At 61.9% G+C, this 24,436-nt stretch carries 24 protein-coding genes, 1 tRNA gene and 1 pseudogene; 16 read left to right on the top strand and 10 right to left on the bottom strand.

Annotated elements, in window-relative coordinates:
• The first annotated feature begins 22 nt into the window (after positions 1–22).
• Entirely contained in the window at positions 23–1,465 is a 1,443-nt protein-coding gene (locus CRP40_RS03490) for a SulP family inorganic anion transporter (RefSeq protein ID WP_027916246.1), read from the top strand.
• Between the two features lie 36 nt (positions 1,466–1,501).
• On the opposite strand, the gene CRP40_RS03495 is transcribed toward CRP40_RS03490, so the two are convergent.
• Positions 1,502–1,927, bottom strand: a complete 426-nt coding sequence (locus CRP40_RS03495; protein WP_027916245.1) for a hypothetical protein — start codon at positions 1,925–1,927, stop codon at positions 1,502–1,504.
• A 177-nt stretch (positions 1,928–2,104) separates the two neighbouring features.
• Between CRP40_RS03495 and CRP40_RS03500 the strand changes: the two genes are divergently transcribed.
• Positions 2,105–2,407 carry a hypothetical protein gene (locus CRP40_RS03500; protein WP_027916244.1) on the top strand — a complete coding sequence of 101 codons (303 nt, stop codon included), beginning with the start codon at positions 2,105–2,107 and terminating at the stop codon, positions 2,405–2,407.
• 13 nt (positions 2,408–2,420) lie between these two features.
• On the opposite strand, the gene CRP40_RS03505 is transcribed toward CRP40_RS03500, so the two are convergent.
• Positions 2,421–3,671: an aspartate aminotransferase family protein gene (locus tag CRP40_RS03505; protein WP_027916243.1), complete on the bottom strand. Its 1,251-nt coding sequence runs from the start codon at positions 3,669–3,671 to the stop codon at positions 2,421–2,423.
• A 333-nt stretch (positions 3,672–4,004) separates the two neighbouring features.
• Between CRP40_RS03505 and CRP40_RS03510 the strand changes: the two genes are divergently transcribed.
• The 9 genes and pseudogenes from CRP40_RS03510 to CRP40_RS22320 all read left to right on the top strand — a co-directional run.
• Positions 4,005–5,387 carry an amino acid permease gene (locus tag CRP40_RS03510; protein WP_027916242.1) on the top strand — a complete coding sequence of 461 codons (1,383 nt, stop codon included), beginning with the start codon at positions 4,005–4,007 and terminating at the stop codon, positions 5,385–5,387.
• Between the two features lie 57 nt (positions 5,388–5,444).
• The gene (locus tag CRP40_RS03515) at positions 5,445–5,942 is read left to right on the top strand and encodes a thioesterase (protein ID WP_027916241.1); all 498 of its coding nucleotides are present in this window, start codon (positions 5,445–5,447) and stop codon (positions 5,940–5,942) included.
• Positions 5,943–5,979: 37 nt separating this feature from the next.
• Entirely contained in the window at positions 5,980–6,423 is a 444-nt protein-coding gene (locus tag CRP40_RS03520; protein WP_027916240.1) for a GNAT family N-acetyltransferase, read from the top strand.
• 109 nt (positions 6,424–6,532) lie between these two features.
• The gene (locus tag CRP40_RS03525) at positions 6,533–6,922 is read left to right on the top strand and encodes a helix-turn-helix domain-containing protein (RefSeq protein ID WP_110606571.1); all 390 of its coding nucleotides are present in this window, start codon (positions 6,533–6,535) and stop codon (positions 6,920–6,922) included.
• A gap of 63 nt (positions 6,923–6,985) precedes the next feature.
• Entirely contained in the window at positions 6,986–7,624 is a 639-nt protein-coding gene (uvrY, locus tag CRP40_RS03530) for a UvrY/SirA/GacA family response regulator transcription factor (protein ID WP_027916239.1), read from the top strand.
• Between the two features lie 5 nt (positions 7,625–7,629).
• Positions 7,630–9,453, top strand: coding sequence for an excinuclease ABC subunit UvrC (uvrC, locus tag CRP40_RS03535; protein WP_027916238.1), 1,824 nt, complete (start codon positions 7,630–7,632; stop codon positions 9,451–9,453).
• Between the two features lie 33 nt (positions 9,454–9,486).
• Positions 9,487–10,047 (top strand): CDP-diacylglycerol--glycerol-3-phosphate 3-phosphatidyltransferase, encoded by a 561-nt coding sequence (gene pgsA / locus CRP40_RS03540; protein WP_023534788.1) that lies wholly within the window; start codon positions 9,487–9,489, stop codon positions 10,045–10,047.
• A 64-nt stretch (positions 10,048–10,111) separates the two neighbouring features.
• Positions 10,112–10,187, top strand: a tRNA-Gly gene (locus tag CRP40_RS03545).
• 361 nt (positions 10,188–10,548) lie between these two features.
• Positions 10,549–10,635, top strand: a pseudogene (locus CRP40_RS22320) (hypothetical protein); the annotation flags it as partial.
• Here the strand turns inward: CRP40_RS22320 and CRP40_RS21785 are convergent.
• From CRP40_RS21785 to CRP40_RS03570, 4 genes are all read right to left on the bottom strand, one after another.
• On the bottom strand, positions 10,608–11,036 hold the full coding sequence (locus tag CRP40_RS21785; RefSeq protein WP_141400897.1) for a hypothetical protein: 429 nt from the start codon (positions 11,034–11,036) through the stop codon (positions 10,608–10,610). The pseudogene CRP40_RS22320 and the gene CRP40_RS21785 overlap by 28 nt on opposite strands.
• 333 nt (positions 11,037–11,369) lie before the next feature.
• Positions 11,370–12,290, bottom strand: a complete 921-nt coding sequence (gene glsB, locus CRP40_RS03560; RefSeq protein ID WP_023534785.1) for a glutaminase B — start codon at positions 12,288–12,290, stop codon at positions 11,370–11,372.
• 98 nt (positions 12,291–12,388) lie between these two features.
• On the bottom strand, positions 12,389–13,183 hold the full coding sequence (locus CRP40_RS03565; RefSeq protein WP_027916236.1) for a substrate-binding domain-containing protein: 795 nt from the start codon (positions 13,181–13,183) through the stop codon (positions 12,389–12,391).
• An 80-nt stretch (positions 13,184–13,263) separates the two neighbouring features.
• Complete coding sequence (locus CRP40_RS03570) at positions 13,264–14,157, bottom strand: LysR family transcriptional regulator (RefSeq protein ID WP_027916235.1); 894 nt, start codon at positions 14,155–14,157, stop codon at positions 13,264–13,266.
• Between the two features lie 147 nt (positions 14,158–14,304).
• Between CRP40_RS03570 and CRP40_RS03575 the strand changes: the two genes are divergently transcribed.
• From CRP40_RS03575 to CRP40_RS03590, 4 genes are all read left to right on the top strand, one after another.
• Positions 14,305–15,384, top strand: coding sequence for a 4-oxalomesaconate tautomerase (locus CRP40_RS03575; RefSeq protein ID WP_027916234.1), 1,080 nt, complete (start codon positions 14,305–14,307; stop codon positions 15,382–15,384).
• Between the two features lie 72 nt (positions 15,385–15,456).
• A complete protein-coding gene (gene dctA / locus CRP40_RS03580) occupies positions 15,457–16,776 on the top strand; it encodes a C4-dicarboxylate transporter DctA (RefSeq protein WP_027916233.1) in 1,320 nt (439 codons plus the stop codon).
• Between the two features lie 118 nt (positions 16,777–16,894).
• Positions 16,895–18,199 (top strand): citrate:proton symporter, encoded by a 1,305-nt coding sequence (locus CRP40_RS03585; RefSeq protein ID WP_027916232.1) that lies wholly within the window; start codon positions 16,895–16,897, stop codon positions 18,197–18,199.
• Positions 18,200–18,262: 63 nt separating this feature from the next.
• Positions 18,263–19,516, top strand: a complete 1,254-nt coding sequence (locus CRP40_RS03590; protein ID WP_027916231.1) for an OprD family porin — start codon at positions 18,263–18,265, stop codon at positions 19,514–19,516.
• Positions 19,517–19,553: 37 nt separating this feature from the next.
• On the opposite strand, the gene CRP40_RS03595 is transcribed toward CRP40_RS03590, so the two are convergent.
• Both CRP40_RS03595 and CRP40_RS03600 read right to left on the bottom strand, forming a co-directional pair.
• Positions 19,554–20,069, bottom strand: coding sequence for a DUF4880 domain-containing protein (locus CRP40_RS03595; protein WP_027916230.1), 516 nt, complete (start codon positions 20,067–20,069; stop codon positions 19,554–19,556).
• A gap of 439 nt (positions 20,070–20,508) precedes the next feature.
• Complete coding sequence (locus CRP40_RS03600; RefSeq protein WP_027916229.1) at positions 20,509–20,820, bottom strand: hypothetical protein; 312 nt, start codon at positions 20,818–20,820, stop codon at positions 20,509–20,511.
• A gap of 130 nt (positions 20,821–20,950) precedes the next feature.
• Here CRP40_RS03600 and CRP40_RS03605 point away from each other — a divergent pair, with 130 nt between their 5' ends.
• Positions 20,951–21,604, top strand: a complete 654-nt coding sequence (locus tag CRP40_RS03605; RefSeq protein ID WP_027916228.1) for a S24 family peptidase — start codon at positions 20,951–20,953, stop codon at positions 21,602–21,604.
• Positions 21,605–21,668: 64 nt separating this feature from the next.
• Here CRP40_RS03605 and CRP40_RS03610 read toward each other — a convergent pair whose 3' ends face one another.
• Positions 21,669–23,621 carry an acetyl/propionyl/methylcrotonyl-CoA carboxylase subunit alpha gene (locus CRP40_RS03610; protein ID WP_027916227.1) on the bottom strand — a complete coding sequence of 651 codons (1,953 nt, stop codon included), beginning with the start codon at positions 23,619–23,621 and terminating at the stop codon, positions 21,669–21,671.
• Positions 23,618–24,433 carry a gamma-carboxygeranoyl-CoA hydratase gene (locus CRP40_RS03615; RefSeq protein WP_027916226.1) on the bottom strand — a complete coding sequence of 272 codons (816 nt, stop codon included), beginning with the start codon at positions 24,431–24,433 and terminating at the stop codon, positions 23,618–23,620. The genes CRP40_RS03610 and CRP40_RS03615 overlap by 4 nt, the downstream gene beginning before the upstream one ends.
• Between the last annotated feature and the right edge of the window lie 3 nt (positions 24,434–24,436).

The raw sequence follows: 24,436 nt of genomic DNA on the forward strand, positions 1-24,436 counted from the left end.
TGGACCGTCACCCAGGAAACCCATGAAACCCGCTCGCCTACGCGCCGACCTGCTGGCCGGCTTGACCACCTCGTTTGCTCTTGTGCCCGAATGCATTGCCTTCGCCCTGGTGGCACACCTCAATCCATTGATGGGCCTTTATGGCGCATTCGTCATTTGCACGCTGACCGCGCTGTTTGGCGGTCGACCTGGGATGATTTCCGGTGCCGCGGGCTCGATGGCCGTCGTGATCGTCGCGCTGGTGGTGCAGCACGGCGCGCAATACCTGCTGGCCACGGTGTTGCTCGGGGGCGTGGTGATGATCCTGTTCGGCGTGCTGCGCCTGGGCAAGCTGGTCAGGCTGGTGCCGTACCCGGTAATGCTCGGCTTCGTCAACGGCCTGGCGATCGTCATTGCCATGGCCCAGCTGGAGCATTTCAAGCAAGGCGAGCGCTGGCTCGACGGCGCGCCCTTGTACTTGATGGTCGGCCTGGTGGCGTTGACGATGGCGGTGGTCTACATCCTGCCCAGGCTCACCCGCGCTGTGCCACCGGCGCTGGTTGCGATCCTGGGCGTAGGTCTGTTGGTGTACCTGTTCGACCTGCCGACGCGCACCCTGGGTGACATGGCCCACATTGCCGGTGGCCTTCCGCAGCTGGCTTGGCCGGCGGTGCCCTGGACCCTTGAAACGCTGCAGATCATCGCCCCTTACGCCGTGTTGATGGCCATGGTGGGCCTGCTCGAAACGCTGCTCACCCTCAACCTGACGGACGAGATCACCGAAAGCCGCGGTTTTCCGGACCGCGAGTGCGTGGCGCTCGGGGCGGCCAACATGGTGTCGGGATTGTGTGGCGGCATGGGCGGATGCGCCATGATCGGCCAGACGGTGATCAACCTCAGTTCCGGCGGGCGAGGGCGACTGTCCGGGATGATGGCCGGGGTGATGATCCTGTTGTTCGTGCTGTTCCTTTCGCCATTGATCGAGCGCATCCCCTTGGCGGCCCTGGTAGGCGTGATGTTCGTGGTAGCGCAACAGACGTTCGCCTGGGCGTCGCTGCGGGTGCTGCACAAGGTGCCGGTGAACGACATGCTGGCGATCATCGCCGTCACCGTGGTGACGGTCTTCACCGACTTGGCCATGGCCGTGCTGTTCGGCATCGTGATCGCGGCGGTGAACTTTGCCTGGCAACATGCGCGCGAACTGTACGCCGACAGTCATGAAGACGAGCACGGGCACAAGCGTTATCAGGTGCACGGCACGTTGTTCTTTGCCTCGACCGCGCCGTTCCTGAACCAGTTCGACCCGGCCAATGATCCGGCCGAGGTGACCTTGGACTGCCAGCACTTGAGCTTTGTGGACTATTCGGCCATTGCCGCGTTGAAAACTTTGCGCGAGCACTATGCCAAAGCCGGCAAGCACCTGCGGGTGGTGCATTTGTCCGAGCGTTGCAAGAAGCTGCTCAAGCGGGCCGGCGAACAGCACTGAAGCGCCGGCCCGCCGAGGGTACCGCAGGCCAGGGTCTCAGTCGGTCGGGGCCTGCAGGTGCCACTGTCCTTCGGCTTCACGGGCCAGCCCGCTGGCGGGCAGCAGGGCGAGCAGGCGCGGGTGCAGCGCTGCATCGGTAAAGGTCTGTACGGTGCTCAGGTCGAGCATGCCGGACAGCGTCAGATCAGCCTTGGTGTAGGACAGCCAAGCCTTTTTCAGAACTTGGGCCATGTCGCTGGCGGCGGTACTGGCGAAGCGGCGATGCCATTGCCGGCCGTCGAACGAAAACGTGTGCGCCAGGGCGTAGGCCGTCTGGTCGGCGCCTTCAAGGCAACGGTGGCAGCGGCAGGGTCCCTCGCCAAACGCATTGCGCAGGTAGCTGTTGAAATCCACGACCGGCTTGAGGGACAGGCGTTTGTCGACGTCGAACAGGTCGGCGATCAGGGGTTCTTCGGCGCTCACTCGGGATCCTCGTATGCTAGGGCGTGTATCGGCCGGCACCCTAACAGATCATGGCGAGCAGATCACCTGTGTTGGCCTGTCCCGTGCGGGCTCAGCAGGCGAACGCTAGAGACAAGGCGTGACGGCTGCCGTACTCTACGCGCCCCTATGCCAACCCACGTTTCGAGGTAGACCCGCTTGAGCAACCAGTACCCGTACATCGCCACCATCACCATCAGCGCCGAAGACCGAGGCGGCGACATCGAAGCCTCGGAAAACGCCAGCATGCGCGTGGGCCTGGAGGCGGTGACCGAGACCCTCAAGAAGGTGCATTTCGTCGGTACGCTGGCCGCGCCGGAAAAGAACGCCACGCACATCTGCGTGACCCTGGAAAACGGCCTGACCTACTATGGCCCGATCGTCAACGGCCACGCCGAGCTCGAAGGCGGCTGGATTGCCTTCGAGTCCGACATGCTTACCCCGCAAGAGCTGGGTCTTTAAGACCCGTTTCTTCTCAGTCGAGCTCTGCCAGGCACTGCTCGAGCACATCCAGGCCTTCCTCGAGCACGTGGGCCTCGATGGTCAGCGGTGCCAACAGGCGGATGATGTGCCGCGCCTTGCCGCTGGGCATCAGCAGCAGCCCCCTGGCGCGTGCCGCTTCAATCACCTTGGCCAGCTGCGCCGGTGCCGGGCTGCCGTCGGCATTGACGAACTCGATCCCGCGCATGGCACCGACGCCGGTCAGGCGGCCCAGGAACGGGCTCAGGCCCGTCGCCTTCCAGTGCGCGAAGCGGCGCACGATTGCCTGCTCCTGGCGTTCGCCCCAGCAAGCGAGGTTCTCGTCGGTCATCTGCGCCAGGCTGGCCAGGGCCGCTGCGCAGGCGATTGGGTTGCCTGAATAGGTGCCACCCAGGCCGCCCTTGGGCAGCGCTGCCATCAGTTCCTTGCGCCCGACCACCGCACCCAGCGGCATGCCGCCGGCAATGCTTTTGGCCAACAGCAGCAGGTCGGGCTCAAGCCCCAAGCGCGGGAAGGCGAAGCGCTGGCCGGTGCGGCCGAATCCGGACTGGATCTCGTCGATGATGATCAGGATGCCATGGTCGTCACAGAAGCGGCGCAGGGCCTGGGCGAAGCTTGGGTCAAGGGCGAGGAATCCGCCTTCGCCTTGCACCGGCTCGAAGATGAACGCCGCCACGTCCTCCACTGCCAGTTCGACGCTGAACAGGCGGTCCATCGCCTTGAGGGCCTGTTCGCAGGTAACCCCGTTATCGGCGCTGGGGTAGGGCATGTGGTACACCGGCCCCGGTAGTTCGCCGACCCGCTGCTTGTAAGGGGCCACCTTGCCGTTGAGGTTCATGGTGGCCAGTGTGCGGCCGTGGAAGCCGCCGTCGAAGGCGATGATGGCGCGCTTGCCGGTCGCCGCGCGGGCGACTTTCAGGGCGTTTTCCGCCGCCTCCGCGCCGCTGTTGGTCAGCATGCCGGCCAGCGCGTAATCGACCGGGATGAATTGGCTCAGTTGCGCCATCAGCTCAAGGTAAGGGGCATGCGGCGCTGCATTGAAGGCGTAGTGAGTCAGGCGGCTGGCCTGAGCCTGTATGGCCTGAACGACCGCGGGATTGCAATGGCCCAGGTTCAGCACGCCGATGCCGCCTACGAAATCGATGTAGCGTTTACCTTGCTCGTCCCACACCTCGGCGTTGCGGCCATGTGAAAGGGTGATGGGATGAACGATGGCGATGGATTGGCTGATGCAGTCGTGGTTCATGGGGCAGGGACCTATGGGCGATGTACTGCCAATCCAAGCGCGTGTCATCAGGGGGTGCAAACGAATTATTGGATTGCTTTCATTCCTTTGATTCTTGATGTATTCGAGTCAGTCATCAACGCCCTGCGAGCGATGAACTCGGAGCCTTATGAACTGACCTTCACGACATAGGCCTGCAGGCCAGTTTAGAGAACGTGTTCCTATGTGTAAGAGCACGTGATCATTCCTTGAGGGAATCACGTAGTGATAAAACGTCGTTTGTGACGCCCCGGCCAAGCCCCAATACTGACTCGGATCAAAAAATGACCGTGCGATCCAGTCAGAGGGTTCAACATGGCTTCCTCGAACAACAAGAAACAGCGTTCCTTGCAACATGGCCTGACTTCGCGCCAGGTATCGATGATTTCCATTGCCGGCATCATAGGCGCCGGGCTGTTCATTGGCTCCTCCAACGCCATCGCCACGGCAGGCCCGGCCATTCTCATTTCCTACGCCATGACCGGGCTGCTGGTGTTGCTGGTGATGCGCATGCTGGGTGAGATGGCCATTGCCAACCCTAACAGCGGCTCGTTCTCCACGTACGCCTCGCAAGCCATCGGCCCGTGGGCAGGCTTTACCATCGGCTGGCTGTACTGGTGGTTCTGGGTGTTGATCATTCCGGTCGAAGCCATTGCCGGCGCTGATATTCTGCATGCCTACTTTCCCGGGGTGCCGTCCTGGCTGTTCGCCTTCCTGATCATGCTCGTGCTATCGGGCACCAACCTGATCAGTGTCAAGAACTTCGGCGCGTTCGAATACTGGTTCGCGTTGATCAAGGTCGTGGCCATCGTTGCCTTCATCGTCGTGTGTACCTTGGCGGTGAGTGGGTTCTGGCCCTTGGCCGAGGTGTCCGGGGTCAGCCGACTCTGGGATGCTGGGGGCTTCATGCCCAATGGCTTTGGCACCGTACTGGGCGGCGTGCTGATCACCATCTTTTCGTTCTTTGGCGCGGAGATCGTCACCATCGCTGCCGACGAGACGGCCAACCCCAAGGACAAGATCCGGCGTGCCACCAACCTGGTGGTGTATCGCATCGCGATCTTCTACCTGGCTTCGATCTTTCTGGTGGTTTCGCTGGTGGCCTGGAATGATCCAGGGCTCAAGGCAGTCGGCTCGTTCCAACGCGTACTTGAAGTGCTGAACGTGCCTGGTGCCAAGCTGCTGGTGGACTTGGTGGTGTTGGTAGCCGTGACCAGTTGCATGAACTCGGGGCTGTATACCGCCTCGCGCATGCTGTATTCGCTGGGCGCTCGCGGGCAGGCCCTGCCCATGACCCGGCGTATCTCAGGCTCCGGCGTGCCCACGGTCGCGGTGATCCTCTCGACGTTGGCAGGGTTTGCCGGGTGTCTGGTCAACTACGTGTTCCCAGGCAAGGTGTTCGGCTTTCTGCTGTCCACCACCGGTGCCATTGCGCTGCTGGTGTATCTGGTCATCGCCGTGTCGCAATTGCGCATGCGCGCCCGCGCAGAGCGGGAAGGGCGCCCGCTGGAGCTCAAGATGTGGTTGTTCCCATGGCTGACCTGGCTGGTGATCGCCACCATCGTCCTGGTGCTGGGATACATGTTGGTCAGCGATGCCTACCGATACGAAACATTGATGACAGCCGGGGTCACGACGTTCATCCTTGTAGTAGCGCTGGCCAGGCGCCCCGGCAAGGCGAGCCTGCAAACCGCGTGACCTCTCTGCTTTAATGAGGGCGTAGCGCGCCCTCATTACAACAAGCACAGGAAGCGTATGAACGATCAAGCCTTGAGCCTGCAGGCAGTGGCTGCCCCGGATGGCATTTGCTATGGCTGTGGCAGCGCCCATCCGGGCGGGCTGCATGTACAAAGCCATTGGGCCGAAGACGGCATTCATCTGATCTGCCGGCACACCCCCGACGCTACCTTTACCGGCTGGCCGGGGCTGGTCTACGGCGGATTGCTCGCGATGCTGGTGGACTGCCACTCCAATTGGACGGCCATGGCCTACCACTATCGAAACGAAGGCCGGGCGCCTGGCAGCTTACCGCGTATCGACTGCGTCACTGGCCGCCTGGGGCTTGAGTACCTCAAACCAACCCCTATGGGGGTTGAGCTGCTGCTCAAGGCTCGGGTTGAGGGGGAAGTAGCACGCAAAAGCCGGGTGATCTGCGAGGTGTGGGCCGATGGGGTGCTCACTGTCAGGGCCGATTCGGTGTTCGTCCGTGTCGATACCGATAAGTTGCAGCGCCAGGCCCATGCAAGGGCGTGAGTTCCTTACGGCCAAGCCTGCCTGAGCGGGAGAACGCGTGATGCTGCAACTGACCCCTGCCACTGACAGTGACCTTGCGTTCGCCCGCGACCTGACGCGCCGTCTCATGCTGCCGTATTACCACCGCTACGACCTGCTCTGGGTGGAGCAGGCGTTCGATCAGGCCTGGCAATGGCGCGAGCAGTGGCTGGTGACCGATACCGACGCCGTGTTGGGTTTCTGCAGCCTCAGCCAGGATAGCCAGGCGCTGTTCATCCGGGAGTTGCATTTGCTTCCCGCCCACCAAGGGCAGGGCGTTGGTAGCTGGGTGCTCGAAACGCTTGCGCATTGGGCAGCCCAACGGCGCCTGGCGTTGCTCAGGCTGATGGTGTTTCGCACCAATCCGGCGCGCAGGCTTTACCAGCGACGAGGCTTCGTCGAAATGGGTGAGGATGACTGTTTTGTGCGCATGCAGCGCACGATCGATTGCTCAGGACAATGATGCCTTGTCCCAACCGGCTGGCAGCGGCATAGTGCCCTGTGTGAGCGACGCGGAGGTAAGTGCGGACGTGGCGCTGCTCGGAGATACCCAGGGACAAGGAGACGCCCGGATGAATGGAATCGGCCCCCGGCTGCGGGAAGAACGTGAACGGCTGGGCATGACCCAGCGTGTATTCGGCGATATCGGCGGGGTGGAACCCAACGCGCAGGGCAAGTACGAGAGTGGGGAGCGCACGCCACGTGTCGATTACCTGGCCGCCGTAGCGGCCAGGGGGGTTGATGCGCTGTATGTGCTTAACGGGGTGCGTACCCCTGTACCCTTGCACGGGCTTAGTGCGCAGGAGTCGGACGTGCTCAACGCGCTTCGGCGCGTCGCTGAAGCCGACAGGGCGGCGATTTATCACCTGTTGAAACGTCTGTCCGACGACAGGCATGAGCATCCGGGGCGTATAAGTTCGGACGCCGGTCGTCAGCCGTTTCTGACGAAAGCAATGCGCTAGGCCGGTTGTGAAAAATTTTGTTAAGGTGGCGGCATCCAATCGCCCTGCTGAAGAGGTGTGTGCTTGATTAGGGTCCTAGTGGTCGACGACCACGATCTGGTACGAACCGGTATTACGCGCATGCTGGCCGACATCGACGGCTTGCAGGTGGTAGGTGAAGGGGACTCCGGCGAATCGGCGCTCAAGCTTGCGCGCGAGCTCAAGCCAGACGTTGTACTGATGGACGTCAAGATGCCTGGCATCGGCGGCCTTGAGGCCACACGCAAGTTGCTGCGCAGTCACCCTGACATAAAGGTGGTGGCAGTGACCGTGTGTGAAGAAGACCCGTTCCCCACGCGCCTGCTACAAGCAGGCGCGGCCGGCTACCTGACCAAGGGGGCAGGGCTCGATGAGATGGTTCAGGCCATTCGCCTGGCATTCGCCGGCCAACGTTACATTAGCCCGCAGATCGCCCAGCAGTTGGCGCTCAAATCGTTCCAGCCACAGGGCTCGCCGTTCGATGCGTTGTCCGAGCGTGAAATCCAGATTGCCCTGATGATCGTCGGCTGCCAGAAAGTGCAGATCATTTCCGACAAGTTGTGCCTCTCACCCAAGACCGTCAATACCTACCGGTACCGGATCTTTGAAAAACTCTCGGTCACCAGTGACGTCGAACTGACATTGCTGGCCGTTCGCCACGGTATGGTTGACGCAAGCCTGTAAACCTCATGTCTGAAGTCTTTGATGCCAGCGCATTCCTGGCGACCTGCAGTGGTCGCCCGGGTGTGTACCGAATGTTCGATGCCGATGCGCGGCTGCTCTACGTGGGCAAGGCCAAGAACCTCAAGAAGCGCCTTGCCAGCTATTTTCGCAAGTCCGGGCTGGCGCCCAAGACCGCTGCGCTGGTCAGCCGCATCGCTCAGGTGGAAACCACCATCACCGCCAACGAAACCGAGGCGCTGTTGCTGGAGCAGAACCTGATCAAGGAGTGGCGCCCGCCGTACAACATCCTGCTGCGTGACGACAAGTCCTACCCTTATGTATTCCTCTCCGACGGTCAGTTTCCACGGCTTGGCATTCATCGGGGCGCGAAGAAAGCCAAGGGGCGCTATTTCGGCCCTTACCCAAGTGCCGGGGCCATCCGCGAGAGCCTGAGCGTGCTGCAGAAGACCTTTCTGGTACGGCAATGTGAGGACAGCTACTACGCCAACCGCACCCGCCCGTGCCTGCAATACCAGATCAAGCGCTGCAAGGGGCCCTGTACCGGCCTGGTCAGCGCCGAGGAATATGCCGAAGACGTGCGCCACTCGGTGATGTTCCTGGAAGGGCGCAGCCAGCAGTTGGGCAACGAGCTCAATGCCGAGATGGAAAAGGCCGCCATGGACCTCAATTTCGAAAAGGCGGCCGAACTGCGCGACCAGATTGGCCTGCTGCGCCGGGTACAGGACCAGCAATACATCGAAGGGGGCAGCGGCGAGGTCGACGTCATCGCCGCGTTCGTCAACCCTGGTGGCGCTTGCGTCCACATGATCAGCGTCCGTGGTGGGCGTGTGCTGGGGAGCAAGAACTTCTTCCCGCAGGTCGGTATCGAGGAAGACGTCTCCGAGGTGATGGCGGCTTTCGTTTCGCAGTACTACGTCGGCAACCCGGAGCGTGAGTTGCCGGGGGAGCTGATCGTCAACGTGGTGCACGAGGACTTCGAGGCCATCACCGAAGCCCTCAACGCCCTGCGCGGCCGCGAGCTGACCATCAGTCACCGAGTGCGTGGCACCCGCGCGCGCTGGCAGCAGTTGGCAGTGACCAATGCCGAGCAGGCGCTCAACGCACGCCTGGCCAACCGCCAACACATGGCCGCACGCTTCGACGCACTGGCTCAAGTGCTGGACCTGGACGAAGTGCCGCAGCGCTTGGAGTGCTACGACATAAGCCATTCCAGTGGCGAGGCCACGGTCGCCAGCTGCGTGGTGTTCGGGCCGGAGGGGCCGATCAAGTCGGACTACCGGCGCTTCAATATCGAAGGCGTGACTGCCGGCGACGACTACGCCGCCATGCACCAGGCCCTGACCCGTCGTTACGGGCGCATCCGTGATGGCGAAGGCAAGCTGCCGGACGTACTGCTGGTGGACGGGGGCAAGGGCCAGTTGAACATGGCGCGCGATGTGATGCAGGAGCTGGGTTTCAGTGAGCTGACCCTGCTTGGCGTGGCCAAAGGCGTTACGCGCAAGGCCGGCTTCGAAACCCTTTACCTGAACGATGTGCACAACGAATTCACCCTCAAGGGCGATTCGCCGGCGCTGCACTTGATCCAACAGATCCGCGACGAGGCTCACCGCTTCGCGATCACCGGTCACCGTGCTCGTCGCGGCAAGGCCCGGCGAGTGTCGAGCCTGGAGGATGTGGCAGGCGTCGGGCCCAAGCGCCGGCGCGACTTGCTGAAACATTTCGGCGGCCTGCAAGAGCTCAACCGCGCCAGTGTCGACGAGATTGCCAAGGCACCGGGCATCAGTAAAAAGCTTGCCGAGTCGATTTATGCCAGCCTGCATAGCGAGTAGAATGCCGGGTTCAACCCGCAGCCAGTCGTACCGATGAATATTCCAAACCTGCTCACCGTTCTACGCGTTCTGCTCATCCCGATTTTCATCCTGCTGTTCTACATGCCGTTCCACTGGAGCTACATGGCCGCCAGCAGCGTATTCGCCGTCGCCGCCGCCACCGACTGGCTGGATGGTTACCTGGCGCGTCGGTTGCAGCAGAGCACCCCGTTCGGTGCGTTCCTGGACCCGGTGGCCGACAAGCTGATGGTCGCCGTTGCGCTGGTACTGCTGGTGCAAACCCACGCCAACTTCTGGCTCACATTGCCCGCTGCAGTCATCATCGGTCGCGAGATCGTGGTGTCGGCGCTGCGCGAGTGGATGGCCGAGCTGGGCGCGCGGGCCCATGTGGCCGTGTCCAACCTGGGCAAGTGGAAGACGGCTGCACAGATGCTGGCGTTGGTGATCCTGCTGGGCAATCCGCCAGCGGTGACTTTCTGGGTCATTCTGGGTTACGGGTTATTGTTAGTGGCAGCGGGTTTGACCCTCTGGTCGATGGTGCACTACCTGGTGGCCGCCTGGCCGCACCTGCGCGAAGGCTCGGAGCAGAAATAAAAGTTTTTTTGAATCAAGGGGTTGACGCGGTTTTGGATATCGCTAAAATGGCACCCATCACGACGCGGGAATAGCTCAGTTGGTAGAGCACGACCTTGCCAAGGTCGGGGTCGCGAGTTCGAGTCTCGTTTCCCGCTCCAAATATCGATCTACAGAGTTCCATGGAAGTCTGTAAGTCATTGAAAAAAGACGCTTAGGCGTCTTTTTTCGTTTCAGTCAAAGCCGCGCCGATCCATGGGCATCCGGACTTTTTTAGTCCACAAATTAGTCCATGAAATTCGGACTCTCACTGTGGCGGTTTGTGCTGGAGAGGAGCGTCGAGCGTCACGAGCATCTAGCCCTGAATTTCATGTTCAGGAGCTCGTACATCGCACTTTGAGATGCAACCTTTCGCCAAGCCAATTCCACCGGCAAGGACTACACCCTCGGAAATAGCGACGGCCTGTCACTTGGCGTGAGCGGGCTGGCGGTAAATCTTGGCACTTTCGCTATTCATGGGCTGGCAAGCAAAAACGCATGCCCCTCGGTACCTACCCCGAAGTCGGCCTGGGCAGGAACGCTCACTGCGCGACGAAGCGCGGCGGCTGATCGCCCCAGATCCCAATCCCTGTATGCACCGGCCCCACCAGCGCCACACCCACAATCTCGCAGAGCAAAACACCTTCCAGGCGATGTACGGCTTGTGATTCAAGCACCGCAGTGGTGTGCTCAAGAAGGGCCTGCAGAGCACGCTGTAGCAGATCCAGCGCATCTTTGATAACTACGTGTTGCCTGTAGTGGGCAAATTTTTCATCTTTGCGGTCAAGCGGCATGACCTGCTGGAAGTGCTGGCCAAGATCGAGCGGCGCCGAGCTTACACCGTGGCCGAGAAGGTCCGGATGTGGTTCAAGCAGCTGTTTCGCTTCGCTTCGGTCAAAGCACCAGGGCTGGAGCAGAACCCTGCGCCGGATCTCGATGTGCTGGTCGCGCCTAAGCCGGCTGTGGTCCACAACCCCTTGCTGCGGGTGTCAGAGCTTCCTGGACTGTTTGAGGCTGTCGGGGGTACGGTGGTGCATTGCAGATCCGTCTAGGCTTGCGCCTGCTGTCACTGACGGGCGTGCGCACCAGCGAGCTGCGTCTGGCCACCCCGGATCAGTTCGACCTGCGGCGGGGGCCTATGGACGATTCCGCCCGAAGTGGTCAAACAGTTGCAGCTTGAAATGCGCAAGGAAGGCCGTCGTAACCAACAAACTGCGCCTTACTCCGTGCCACTGTCCAGGCAGGCGAAGGACGTTGTTCGGCAGTTGCTGCAGTAGATTACGGCCGCCACAGAAATACGACCCTCAAGGCACCGCCGAAAAAACCGACCCCGTGATGCGCTCACTCAGCAATTCCAACGCACGGATACCTGCCAGTGAATTGCCAGAAGCGTTGAGCGCTGGCGACCAGACGCAGATGCTGTACCGCCCGGGGACCACTGCCACGATGCCACCGCCCACGCCACTCTTGCCCGGCAGGCCCACGCGATAGGCGAAATTGCCGGCTTCGTCGTACAGGCCGCTGGTGGCCATGATCGCGTTCACCTGCTGGGCCTGACGTGCGCTGAGCACGTGTTCACCGCTGTGGGGGCAATAGCCGCTGTTGGCCAGAAACGCAAAGCCCCGGGCCACGTCGACGCAGTTCATCGACAGCGCGCAGTGATGGAAGTAGCTGCTCAGCACGGCGTCCACGTCGTTATGAAAGTTACCAAACGCAGTCATCAGCCAGGCCATCGCGGCATTGCGCGCGCGGTGCTGGTATTCGGACTCGGCCACCACCGTGTCGCTGACGATGCGCGGGTTGCCAGCCAGGCGGCGAACGAAGTCGCGCATCGACAGGGCAGGGGTGGCGAAGCGTGACTGGTTGATGTCGCAGATGACCAGTGCGCCGGCATTGATGAACGGGTTGCGCGGACGACCCTTTTCCACCTCCAGCTGCACCAGCGAGTTGAAGGCCTGGCCCGAGGGCTCGTAGCCCAAGCGCGACCAGATGTCTTCGCCGCTATGGTTGATCGCCTGGACCAGGCTGAACACCTTGGAAATGCTCTGAATAGAGAAGGGCGTGTAGGCATCGCCTGCGCAGTGCAACTGGCCATCAAGGCCCTGCACTGCGATGCCAAGCTGGTTAGGGTCGACCTGGGCCAGGGCAGGGATGTATTGCGCGACCTGACCCTGGCTTAGCAGTGGGCGCACCTGGTCGAGAATCTCTTGCAGCATGTCTTGCATCGCGACGGCCTTGGGAAGGAGGAAGGATGGGTCTCAGACGCTGCGGCACGCCGTCAGGGCACGCCTTCTACCCACATGCCCTGGCCGAGCGTCGAAGCTTAGTGAGCCGAGTGCGGCAGTGGGGTCAGGCCGCTTTTCTCGATAGCGGCGTCCGCCTGGGCAGAGGCCATGTAATCAAGCAGCGCCTGGGCCGCCGCCCGGTGCTGGCTGTTGGCAACCACCGCACCCGAATACATCGTCATCTTTTGCCCCTCGGCCGGGATCAGCCCCACGATGTCGATGCCGGGCACCGGCTTGAGCTCGCTCAGCTGCTGGAACCCGATGGCTGCCTCACCGCGTGCGACCACCTTGCCGACGGGTTCGGCAGGGATCATATGGGCTTTGTGGGCGAAGCCTTCGCCCAGGTTCATGCTCGGGAACAGGGTCTTTGACAGGTAGACCCCGCTGGCGCTGTCGGAGTAGGCGACCGAAGGGCTATCCAGCAGCACCTGACGCAACTCGCCCATCGTGCCGATAGCCGGCTTGGGCTCGCCTTTGCGCACGGCCATGGCGATGAACGACTTGCCCAGGTCGATGCGGCTTGCCTGGTCGGCCTTGCCGTCGGCAACCAGCTTGTCCAACGCCGAGCCCACCATCAGCACCACATCGGCCGGCTCGCCACGTTTCAGCCGGTTCGGGATGGCTTGCGGGGTCTGGCCCATCGATGGCGCGGCAAGCACGTTCAGCTTTACCCCGTAGGTGTGTTCATAGGCAGGTGCAACGCCGCGGATGGCACCCATGATGCCGCCGGAGCTGAGCACGGTCAGCGTGGTGGCCTGGTCATGGGTGGGTTCTGCGGCAGAGCAGGCAAAGGTGGCGACCAGCAGTGCCGTGCAGGACAGCGTTTTCAGCATGGGATACTCCAGATAAAACGGGCAGCTTATTGGCAGCCTGGCCCGGCGCTAAATTAAGCGGCGTTAAGAATGTTTCATGCTCACCGGTTCGGCCATTTCTCCAGCAGGATCGACACGAACTTCTCTGCCGCCGGCGACAGCGAGGCGCCGCGGCGGTAGACCAGACCCAAGGTGCGGGTCACCTCCGGCTCGATCAACGGCACGCTTACCAGGGTCGGGTGGTCTGCACTGGGCATGGCCAGGCTAGGCATGGCCGAGACGCCAAGGCCGGCCTCGACCATGCCCAACGACGTGGACAGGTGCTGCACTTCGTAGAACCATTTGGGCCGCAGGTTCAGCCCGGCCAGGGCGTGGTCGAGCAGCATGCGGTTGCCGCTCAATCGACCCACGCCGATCAAACGGTAGTCGGCAAGCTCGGTCCAGGTCACCGCATCGCGGTTCGCTAGAGGGTGATCGCGCCGGCAGGCCAGCACGAAGTGCTCCTGCACCAACGACACGAACTCGATGTCCGGGTGCTGGCCGCTCATCATGTTGATGCCAAAATCGGCTTCACCCCGCAGCACGGCCTCCAGGCCATCATTGGCGCTCAGGTCCAACAGACGAATGCGGATCTTGGGGTATTGGTCGTTGTAGTCGCGGATCACCGACGGCAGGAAATAGAACGCTGCAGTCGGGATACAGGCCAGCGTCACCTGCCCGGTCTGACGCTCGGCCAACTCCCGGATACTGAGAATCGAATCCTCGAAGTCGTCCAGCAAGCGCCTGGCCTTGGGCAGAAAATCACGGCCCACGCTGGTCAGGCTGACGCGGCGCGTAGTGCGCTCCAGCAGCGACGTGCCCAGACCTTCTTCTAGCTTCTTGATCCGTCGACTCAGAGCCGGTTGGGACAGGTGTAATACCTCGGCAGCCTCGTGAAAGCTCCCAAGTTCGGCGATTTTGACGAAAGATCGTATGTCTTGAAGCTCATATTCCACCAGTCACCTCCTCACCAAAAATGCCTATTATTGTTTTGTGAAACGGAATAATCACTACGATATTTGCATTGGAATGATTTATCCATCCCTGTCACTCTTTTGCTCACGGCATCAATGATGTCCATTGATCAACAAGAGTGCGAAATCATGCAACGAATTCCTTGCGTACTCATGCGCGGCGGCACCTCCAAGGGGCCGTTTTTCCATGCGTGGGACTTGCCTGCCAATGTGGTCGAGCGCGATGAATTGCTCATCGACCTGATGGGGTCCGGTCATGAGCTGGAAATCGACGGTATCGGTGGCGGCAGCCCGCAGACCAGCAAGGTCGCGATCATCAGCCCGTCGCTGCATGCCGACGCCGACGTCGATTACCTGTTCGTGCAGGTGATGGTCGCCCAGCGCCGCGTGGACACTGCGCCCAACTGCGGCAACATGCTGTGCGCGGTCGGCCCCTTCGCCATCGAGCAGGGGCTGGTCAAGGGCCAGGAAGGCAAGACCTTGGTGCGCATCCGTAACCTGAACACTGGCACCTTCGTCAACTCGCTGGTGGAAACCCCAGGTGGCATCGTGCGCTATGAAGGGCGTACCGCCATCGATGGCGTGCCGGGCACCGCCGCGCCGGTGCACCTGACCTTCCTCGATGCGGTTGGCAGCAAGACCGGCAAGCTCTTTCCTACCGGGCAAGCCAAGGATGTGATCGATGGCGTGCCGATGACCTGTATCGACATGGCCATGCCCATGATGGTCATCCAGGCCAGTGACCTGGGCATGACCGGCGCCGAAACGCCCGACGAGCTCGACGCCAACGGCCCTCTGCTCAAGCGCCTTGAAGCGCTGCGGCTCAAAGCCGGCAAGGCCATGGGCCTGGGCGACGTCAGTGGCATGGTGATACCCAAGCCAGTGCTGGTGTCCAAGCCGCGCTACGACGGCACGCTCCAGGTGCGCTACTTCATGCCGCACAATTGCCACCGTGCCCTGGCGATCACGGGTGCTGTAGGGCTGGCCACTGCCTGTGTCAGCCCTGGCAGCGTCATTGTGGATCTGCTGGGTGAACACGCCCTGGAATTGAGCCAGGTTCGCCTTGAGCATCCAAGCGGTGGCATCGACGTCGCGTTGTCACGCAGCGGCGCCGATGGCAAGACCTTGCAAGCCTCGGTGGTACGTACTGCCCGGCGGCTGTTTTCAGGATTCGTCTACGCGCCTACCTTGCGCAGGTTGGCTGGCTAGCCACCTGCATGGATTGACCGCGGCACCTTGCAACAAGCGCATCCGCACAATATGAACAATGGGTGATGCCTCATGAAACTTGCCAAATCGCTGTACTTCCAGATCCTCTGCGCCGTCCTGCTGGGTGTAGTGGTCGGTCACTTCTGGGCGCAACAGGCCGTTGCGCTCAAACCTCTGGGCGATGCCTTCATCAAGCTGGTCAAGATGATGATCGCGCCCGTGGTGTTCTGCACCATCGTCACCGGTATAGCCGGCATGACCGACAAGCGCTCGCTCGGGCGCCTGATGAGCAAGACACTGCTGCTGTTCCTGGGGCTGACCATCGTCAGCCTGATCATCGGCCTGGCCGCGGTGTACCTGTTCAAGCCAGGGGTCGGCATGAACATCGACCCGGCCACCCTGAGCACCGAAGGGTTGACCCAGTTCACCGCCTCGGCCGCCAAGCTGGGCGTGGTGGACTTCTTCATGCACATCATCCCGGACACCTTCATGGGGGCGTTCAACAAGGGTGAAGTGCTGCCGGTGCTGTTCATCGCCGTGCTCAGCGGGTTCGCGCTGTCGTCCATGGGCGAGAAGGGCAAGCCGGTGCTGGATGTGCTGGAAGCGGTCTCGACCATGGTGTTCCGCATCTTCGGCTACCTCATGCGTTTCGCACCGGTCGGTGCGTTCGGGGCCCTGGCGTTCACGGTCGGGCAGTACGGCGTGACCTCGCTGGGGTCGCTCGCCAAGCTGATCGGCACGCTCTACATCGCCTGTGCGTTCTTCGTGCTGGTCGTGCTGGGCGGCATCTGCCGCGCCCATGGTTTCAGCCTGTGGAAGCTGCTGCGCTATTTCCGCGAAGAGTTCCTGGTGGTACTGGGCACTTCTTCCACGGAACCGGTGTTGCCGCGCATGCTGGAGAAGCTGGAAAAGCTTGGCTGCAAGAAGGGGGTCGTTGGCCTGGTACTGCCCACCGGCTACTCGTTCAACCTCGACGGCACGGCGATCTACTTGTCTTTGGCCGCCGTGTTCATTGCCCAGGCCTGCAACATCGACCTGAGCCTGGGCCAGGTGGTGACCATGCTGGCGATCATGCTGCTGTCGTCAAAAGGCGCAGCGGGCGTGACCGGCAGCGGCTTCGTGGCCTTGGCTTCGACCCTGACCGTTGTCCATGACATTCCGCTGGCAGGCCTGGCCCTGCTGATCGGTATCGACCGCTTCATGTCCGAAGCCCGCGCCCTCACGAGCCTTGCCAGCAATGCCGTGGCCACCGTGGTGGTGTCGATTTCCGAGAATGCGTGTGACAAGCAGGTTCTGCTCAGTCGCCTCAATGGCGAGCCTGTGGTCGAGCAGGCACCGGCCACGGTAGGCCCCGACGCCGCCTGGGTCGCCAAGCCAGGCCACCACGGCTAAGACGTCCGCTACACCCTGAACTCAAAACGCAGCAACCCGCGTGCAGGAACGCGCGCGGGTAGGGGGCTCGTCTGCGCCATCGGCTGCCCAACCCGGATAAAAACAAGAGAGAAAAGCCATGCTCGCACTCCTGGGCTTGATCATGGTGGTGACGTTCACCTACCTGATCATGAGCAAACGCCTGTCCCCGATCGTCGCCTTGACGGTCGTACCGATCGTCTTCGCGCTGGTGGGGGGCTTTGCGCCTGACCTTGGCAAGATGATGCTCGACGGGCTGAAAATGGTGGCCCCGTCGGCCGCCTTGCTGCTGTTCGCCATCCTGTTTTTCGGCTTGATGATCGATGCCGGCCTGTTCGACCCTCTGATCCGTAAGATCCTCAAGCGCGTCAACGGCGACCCCATCAAGATCGCCATTGGCACTGCATTGCTGTCGCTGCTGGTGGCACTGGACGGTGACGGTACCACCACCTACATGATCACCTGCGCCGCCATGCTGCCCTTGTACAAGCGCATCGGCATGAACCCGATGATCCTGGCAACGGTGTCGATGCTGTCGTTGAGCATCATGAGTGGCATGAGCCCCTGGGGCGGGCCTGCCACCCGTGCCATCGCAGCGCTTGGGCTCGATGCCACCGACTACTTCATTCCCATGCTGCCCACAGTGATCGGTGGGGCTGCCTGGGTGGTGTTCACCGCCTACTTGCTGGGGCGTGCCGAGCGACGCCGCATCGGCAACGTGGCCCTGGAGTCCGGCGGCGGCAATTGCTACATCAAGGAAATCCTGGGTGACACGCCCCACAAGCGTCCGCGTCTGGCCTACGTGAACCTGGTGCTGGTCATTGTGGTCATGACCGCACTGGTGCTGGGCCTGATGCACGCGGCGATCCTGTTCATGATCGGTTTCGTTGCCGCCTTGATGATCAACTACCCGCAACTGGAACTGCAGAAAGAACGCATCCTGGCCCATTCGGGCAACGCCATGACCGTGGTGCTGCTGGTGTTCGCCGCTGGTATCTTCGCCGGCATCTTCTCGGGCACCAAGATGGTCGATGCCCTGGCGCAAACCCTCGTGGACTGGATCCCGGAAGCCTGGAGCCACTGGTTCCCGCTGGTGGTGGCGCTGACCAGCATGCCGCTTACCTTCGTGCTGTCCAACGATGCGTACTATTTCGGGGTGGTGCCGATCCTGGCCAATGCTGCCGCCGCCTATGGCATCGACCCCGTTGAAATCGCCCGCGCCTCGGTGCTTGGTCAGCCGGTGCACTTGATGAGCCCGTTGGTCGCCTCGACCCTGCTGCTGGTGGGCATGGTGGACAAGGACATCGGCGACTTCCAGAAGGCCACGGTGAAGTGGGCAGTGCTCACTTCGCTGGTCATCACCGCCTTGGCGGTGTTGACCGGTGCGTTGTCGTTCTTCGTCTGAATGGTGCGGGCGCCAGGCGCCCGCCATCGCTGACACCCCAAAAACAACAATAGAGTACCGATCATGTCCTTGACCCTCGTGCGAGGGGCCACGTGTGGCCTGCTCTGCGGCTGCCTGCCTGTGGCCGGCGCTACTGGCTTCATCGATGACAGCAAGCTCAAGTTGCAAATACGCAATGTCTATTTCAACGAAAACTTTCGCGACGAACAGGGCATGAGCCCCCGCGCCGCAGCCACCGCCAAGAGCGAGCGTACCGAGTGGGCGCAGGGCTTCTTGCTCGATTATCAGTCGGGTTACACCCCCGGTACCCTCGGCGTGGGGCTCGATGCACTGGGCTTGTTGGGCGTGCGCCTGGATTCGGGGCGTGGCCGCAGTGGCACGGGCCTGTTGCCTGTGCATGACGACGGCCGGGCCGCCGACGCGTTCGCCAGTGCGGGCGGTACCTTCAAGGCGCGTGTTGGCCAGAACGTCGTCAGGCATGGCACCTTGTTGCCCAAGACCCCAGTGCTGGTGCACAACGATGCTCGCTTGATGCCGCAAACCTACCAGGGTACGCAGGTCACCAGTGCCGCAATCGATAACCTGAACCTCACGGCAGGGCACCTGACCCGTTTCAAACAGCGCGATTCTTCGAACAGCACCGGCCTGTACCTGGACGGCTACAGTGGCGGCGAAGCCGGAGACTTCAGCTTCGCCGGCGCCGACTACACCGTCAGCAAACAGCTGCGCCTGAGCTACTATCACGGTCAGCTCGAGCATTTCTATCGTCAGGACTTCGCCGGGGTGATTCACGACCATGCGCTGGCTGGCGGTGTCCTGACAACGGACCTGCGCTATTTCAAAAGCAAAAGCACCGGTGCGGCCTACGGTGGCCCGATCGACAATGACATGCTCAGCGGGCAAATCGCCTACACGCATTCCGGCCACACGTTCGGTGCAGGTTATCAAGCGCTCAATGGCGAAGCGGGGCTGCCGTACATCAGCGGGGCGACGGTGTATTCATTCAGCAACGTGGGCATTGGCAAGTTCATCGAAGAAGATGAAAAGACCTGGATGGCGAGCTATGTCTACAATTTCGCAGCGGCCGGGGTGCCGGGGTTGACCTTCATGACCCGCTACCTGAGCGGCGATAACGGCCGTTCTGGCGCGGCGGGTCTGAGCGAGTGGGAGCGCGATGCAGAGCTTGCGTATGTCGTGCAATCAGGCCCCGCCAAAGGGCTTGGCGTTAAGCTGCGCAACTACGTGTACCGCTCGGACTTTGCGCGTGGCCGTGACAGCAATCGGCTGTACCTGACGTACGATATCGCGCTGTGGTGAGGTCGCGAGCATCAAGACGCGTGCGCTGGCAACCGTTTCACGCCCACAGCCCCAGCATGATCAATACGGCCATGCCCAGCGCGGCAGCAAAGGAGCAACCACCCAGCGCCAGGGCAGCGCGACCCTTGCGATACCAGCCATCGCGGCCCAGGGCCAGTGCAGGCTCGTACAAGCTGCGCCAGCACAGCTCGGTGGCGTGGAACGCCTGCAGGTGGTTGGGCGAGGCGTCCAGCCAGCGACGAAAGTCGATACGCTCGCATGCGGTGACGTCCGGGCTCTGCAAACGCACATACCACTGTGCTGCCTGGCGCGTCGGGGCATCGGGGCGGGGCTGGACGGCGAGCAACGCCTGCACCATGAGACGCTCGACACTGCGTAGCGGCAAGCCAAGACGTGTGGCGACCCTGGCCTGGGCCAACTGATCGAGACGGCTTAGCAGAAACACCTGGCGCACAGCGCGTGGCAGGCGCTTGAGTGCGAGCAACAGGGCAGCATCGCTATCGGCAGCGTGCTTGGGTAAGGGCGTGGGGAGGCGCAAGAGCATGCGGGTCATGAGCAGTTCCTTGCTGAAGCGAGCATCTGGGAGAGTATCCGTGACGCTGAGCTTAAGCTGAACGAGATTGATTCTCAAGTGCTGAACCGGCAAACTTTTGTAATGGCCGTTCACCCTTGGAAACACTTTTGCTACCATCGCCGCCATCACGATCTTCATTAGCCTGAAGAGCCAAAAAAAAGACCCAGCAAAAAGCTGGGTCAAAAACCGTGATTAGCCTGATGAGGAGATAATCCGAGAGCGACCTAAGCTCCGGGTTATCCAGCGGATCTCGCGATCAGCTGAGTGCAATAATAATCGTTATCATTTGCCAGTCAAATGATTTTTTTATACATGACGGTAGAATACCTACCGCTGCGCTTCCTTGTCCCCCAAACCAGGGCCTTGGCTTCACACGCCATGCGCCAACTTTGACCCCTCGCATTCTCCACTACCTGCCTCAATCGGCGGGGTCTGCCGTGCGCTGGTGTTCCAGCAGCGCGCGAGCCATGTCCATCATGTGCATCAACGCAAACATCAGTTCTCGCTGGCTACCATGCTGGTGGGTGGCGGTTTCCTGGGCGGTTGCCGCCGCACAGCGCAGCAGGGCGATGGCGTGCTCCTGGGCTTGATCGCGTGTGACGCCCTCGTGAAGCGTCCAGATCCTGTTTTCGGGCGTGGGACGCGGCGGGTTGGGGTTCAGGTAATAATCAAGCGCGCGGCGGGCGGCTTCGCTGTCGAGATCTGTTTCGTCGTTTTTCGGATGTTTCATTGCGATACCTTCCAGGTTCTCGTCAAACACAATGAACTCAGAGCATAGGTCAATTTGTATTTTCTAGCGCCAAATAAATAATTCAGATTGTGTATTGCTGCTTCCAATACAGTCCGTATTGTTGCCGCTCATGGAAAACTGGAATGCATTTCTCAAGCGCTACAAGCGCGAACACAACCTCAGCCAGTTGAAACTGGCCGAGCGCCTGGGCATGACGCAGGGTGGGGTAGGGCACTGGCTTCGCGGCACGCGCCGCCCTACGTTGGAGACCATCAACGAAAAACTGGAAAAGCTCGGGCTGGTCTTTCTGGAGGCGCAGGTCATGGTGGTCGAGCGCGACCTCGTGCGTGAATCTCCCGGCAATTACGGCGCTGAGCCGCCTGTTTCCGCACAGGCCCTGCTTTATGCGAGCTTCCGCTTTCCAGTGCTCAAGTGGGCGGACTTGCAGGGCCCCTTGCCTGAAACCAGTGAGGTACATGAGCAGACCGACTACATGCCTGCGGGCAATGCATTCTGGCTTGCCGTGGAAAACGACTCGATGAACGCCGCCAGCGGCAAGAGCGTGCCGGAAGGCATGCGTGTGCTGGTCGACACCGGCTTGCCAGCCGAGCCCGGCCGGTTGGTGATTGCCCGCCAGCCTGGCAAAGCGCCTGTGCTACGCCAGTTGGTCGAAGAAGGCGGTGACAAGATGCTCAAGCCGTTGAACACCCGTTACCCCACGGTGCTGTGCGAAACCGGCTGCGAGTTCCTGGGGGTGGTGGTGCGGGTACACGGCGCGTTCTGAGGCCACGTGGCCCGAGCGGTGAGGCAAGGGCCGCAGGCCGTCGGGCACCGCGACCCCGAGGCGCTCAAGATTCCAGCTCGACCAATGCTGCCCCTTCGCTGACCATGTCGCCTTCCTGGCACAACAAGGCTTTGACCGTGGTGGCCTTGGGGGCCCGAATGCTGTGCTCCATTTTCATGGCTTCCAGCACCACCAGCGGCGCACCCGCTTCTACCGCCTGGCCTACCTCTACCAAGACTCGCACGATGCTGCCGTTCATGGGAGCGGTCAGGCCGCCTTGGTGGGCAAGGTCGATGGCCGCTTCGGTAACCGGGTCGAATGCCTCGAAGGTGTGGAGCTCTCCGTCCCAGTGCAGATACAGGCTGGCGCCTCTGCGAATGGCCAGGTGGCGAGTGCGCAGGCCTGACTGCTCTCGCATCAGCCAATCGCCTTGCAGGCCCCACAGGCCTTGGGACGTCTGGTTGAGCGTAATGACCTGATCATGGCCGTTGCGGGTCAGATGCACAGTCGTCGAGGTGCCCGCCCCCAGGCGCAGCCCGTCTCGTTGGGCCCATGGGGAGTGGGGGTCATCCAAACGTGTGCGGGGCGGTTCGCTTTGCAACCACGCCTGGGCTGCAGCCTCCCAGCCCTCATCCGACAAGGCCTGCGCGGTGGGCAACAGCACATCCTGATGACGCGGGATGAAGCCGGTATCCAGCTCGGCTGCTGCGAATGCAGGATGGGCCAGGATGCGTCGAAGGAAGGCGATGTTGGTTTTGACACCGCCTACCGCGAACTCATCCAGCATGGCCAGCAAACGCAGGCGAGCCTGTTCCCGGTCTTCGCCCCAGGCGATCAGTTTGCCCAGCATCGGGTCGTAGAAGGGCGACACCGTATCGCCTTCGCTCACACCGCTGTCCACGCGCCGGCCTGCACCGCAAGCCGGTTCCCGGTACAGCGTCAGGGTGCCAGTGGCCGGCAAGAAGTCATTGGCAGGGTCTTCGGCGTACAGCCGCACTTCGATGGCATGACCGTTGAGCGGGACCTGGTCCTGAGTGATGGGCAGGGGCTCACCGCAGGCCACACGAATCTGCCAGGCCACCAAGTCCAGGCCGGTGATGGCCTCGGTGACGGGATGCTCCACTTGCAGGCGCGTGTTCATTTCCATGAAAAAGAACTCGCCACGGGCGTCGAGCAAGAACTCCACGGTGCCGGCCCCAACATAGCCAATCGCTTGGGCCGCCCGTACTGCCGCCTCGCCCATGGCGCGGCGCAGATTTGCCGAAAGGCCTGGGGCAGGGGCTTCCTCGACCACCTTCTGATGACGGCGCTGGATCGAGCAGTCGCGCTCGTTGAGGTACAGGCAGTGACCGTGGCGATCGGCGAAAATCTGGATCTCCACATGGCGCGGCTTCAAGACGTACTTTTCCACCAGCATCCGCGCATCGCCAAATGATGACAGGGCTTCGCGTTGCGCCGACGCCAGGGCGTCGGCCAATTGGCTTTCGTCCTCGACCACCTTCATGCCCTTGCCACCACCCCCGGCGCTGGCCTTGAGCAAGACCGGGTAGCCCACGTGCCGGGCGGCTTGCCTGAAGGTCTCCAGGTCCTGTGCCTGGCCGTGATAGCCCGGCACCAGCGGCACGCCTGCGGCCTCCATCAAGGCCTTGGCTGCCGACTTGCTGCCCATGGCGTCGATGGCTGACGCTGGCGGGCCCAGAAACATCAAGCCAGCGGCTTCGACTGCGCGGGCAAAGTCTGCGTTTTCCGAAAGAAAGCCATAGCCCGGGTGAATGGCCTGGGCACCGCTGGCCTTGGACGCCGCCACCAGCTTGTCGATTTGCAGGTAACTGTCTGCCGCCTTGTTGCCACCCAGGTCCACGCACACATCGGCTTCGCGGCTGTGCCGGGCATTACGGTCGATGGCGCTGTGCACGGCCACCGTGGTCAGGCCCATGGCCTTGGCGGTGCGCATCACCCTGCAGGCGATTTCGCCGCGGTTGGCCACCAGCAACGTTGTCAATGGCGGGCGGTTCATGGGTGTGGCTCCTTGTTTGCATTGGCTTGCCAGGCAGGTTGGCGTTTTTCCAGAAACGCCCGCAGGCCTTCCTGGCCCTCGGCGCTTACACGAATGCGCGCGATGGCGTTCTCACAATAACGACGCAGGCCGGGGCTCAAGGCACCGCCATCGACCTCGCGCAGCAGCTCCTTGGTCGCGCGCATCGCCTGGGGGCTGTTGGCTAAAAGGGTTTCAACCCACTGACCCACGTTGGCCTCCAATTGGCTGGCCGGGTACACCTCGGCCAACAACCCAAGCGCCTGCGCCTGCGCCCCGCTGAAGCGCTCTGCCGTAAGTGCATAACGGCGGGCTGCGCGCTCGCCGATGGCCTTGACCACGAAGGGGCTGATGACCGCCGGCGCCAGGCCAATGCGTACCTCCGACAGGCACAGCTGGGCGTCATCGGCGCCAATGGCCATGTCGCAGCAACTGATCAGGCCCAGGGCACCGCCGAATGCGGCGCCCTGAACCACCGCCAAGGTCGGCACCTTGATGCGGTGCAGTGCATACATCAACTCGCCCAGCTCGCGTGCGTCATCCAGGTTGGTGTTGAAGTCCAGCTGCGCCGACTGCTGCATCCACGCAAGGTCGGCCCCGGCACTGAAATGCCGCCCCCGCCCGCGCAGCAACACGAAGCGTACGCCCGCGTCATCGGCCAGCTGCCCCAGGGCAATGTTCAGCTCGCGGATCATCAAGGCATTGAAGGCGTTGTGCTTGTCCTCGCGGCTGAGCCACAAGGTGGCGAAGCCACGTGGGTCGTGGCTCACTTCTACCGTAGTGAAATCGCTCATGGG

Source organism: Pseudomonas sp. URMO17WK12:I9, from assembly GCF_900230165.1.
GTDB classification, from domain to species: Bacteria; Pseudomonadota; Gammaproteobacteria; order Pseudomonadales; family Pseudomonadaceae; genus Aquipseudomonas; species Aquipseudomonas fulva.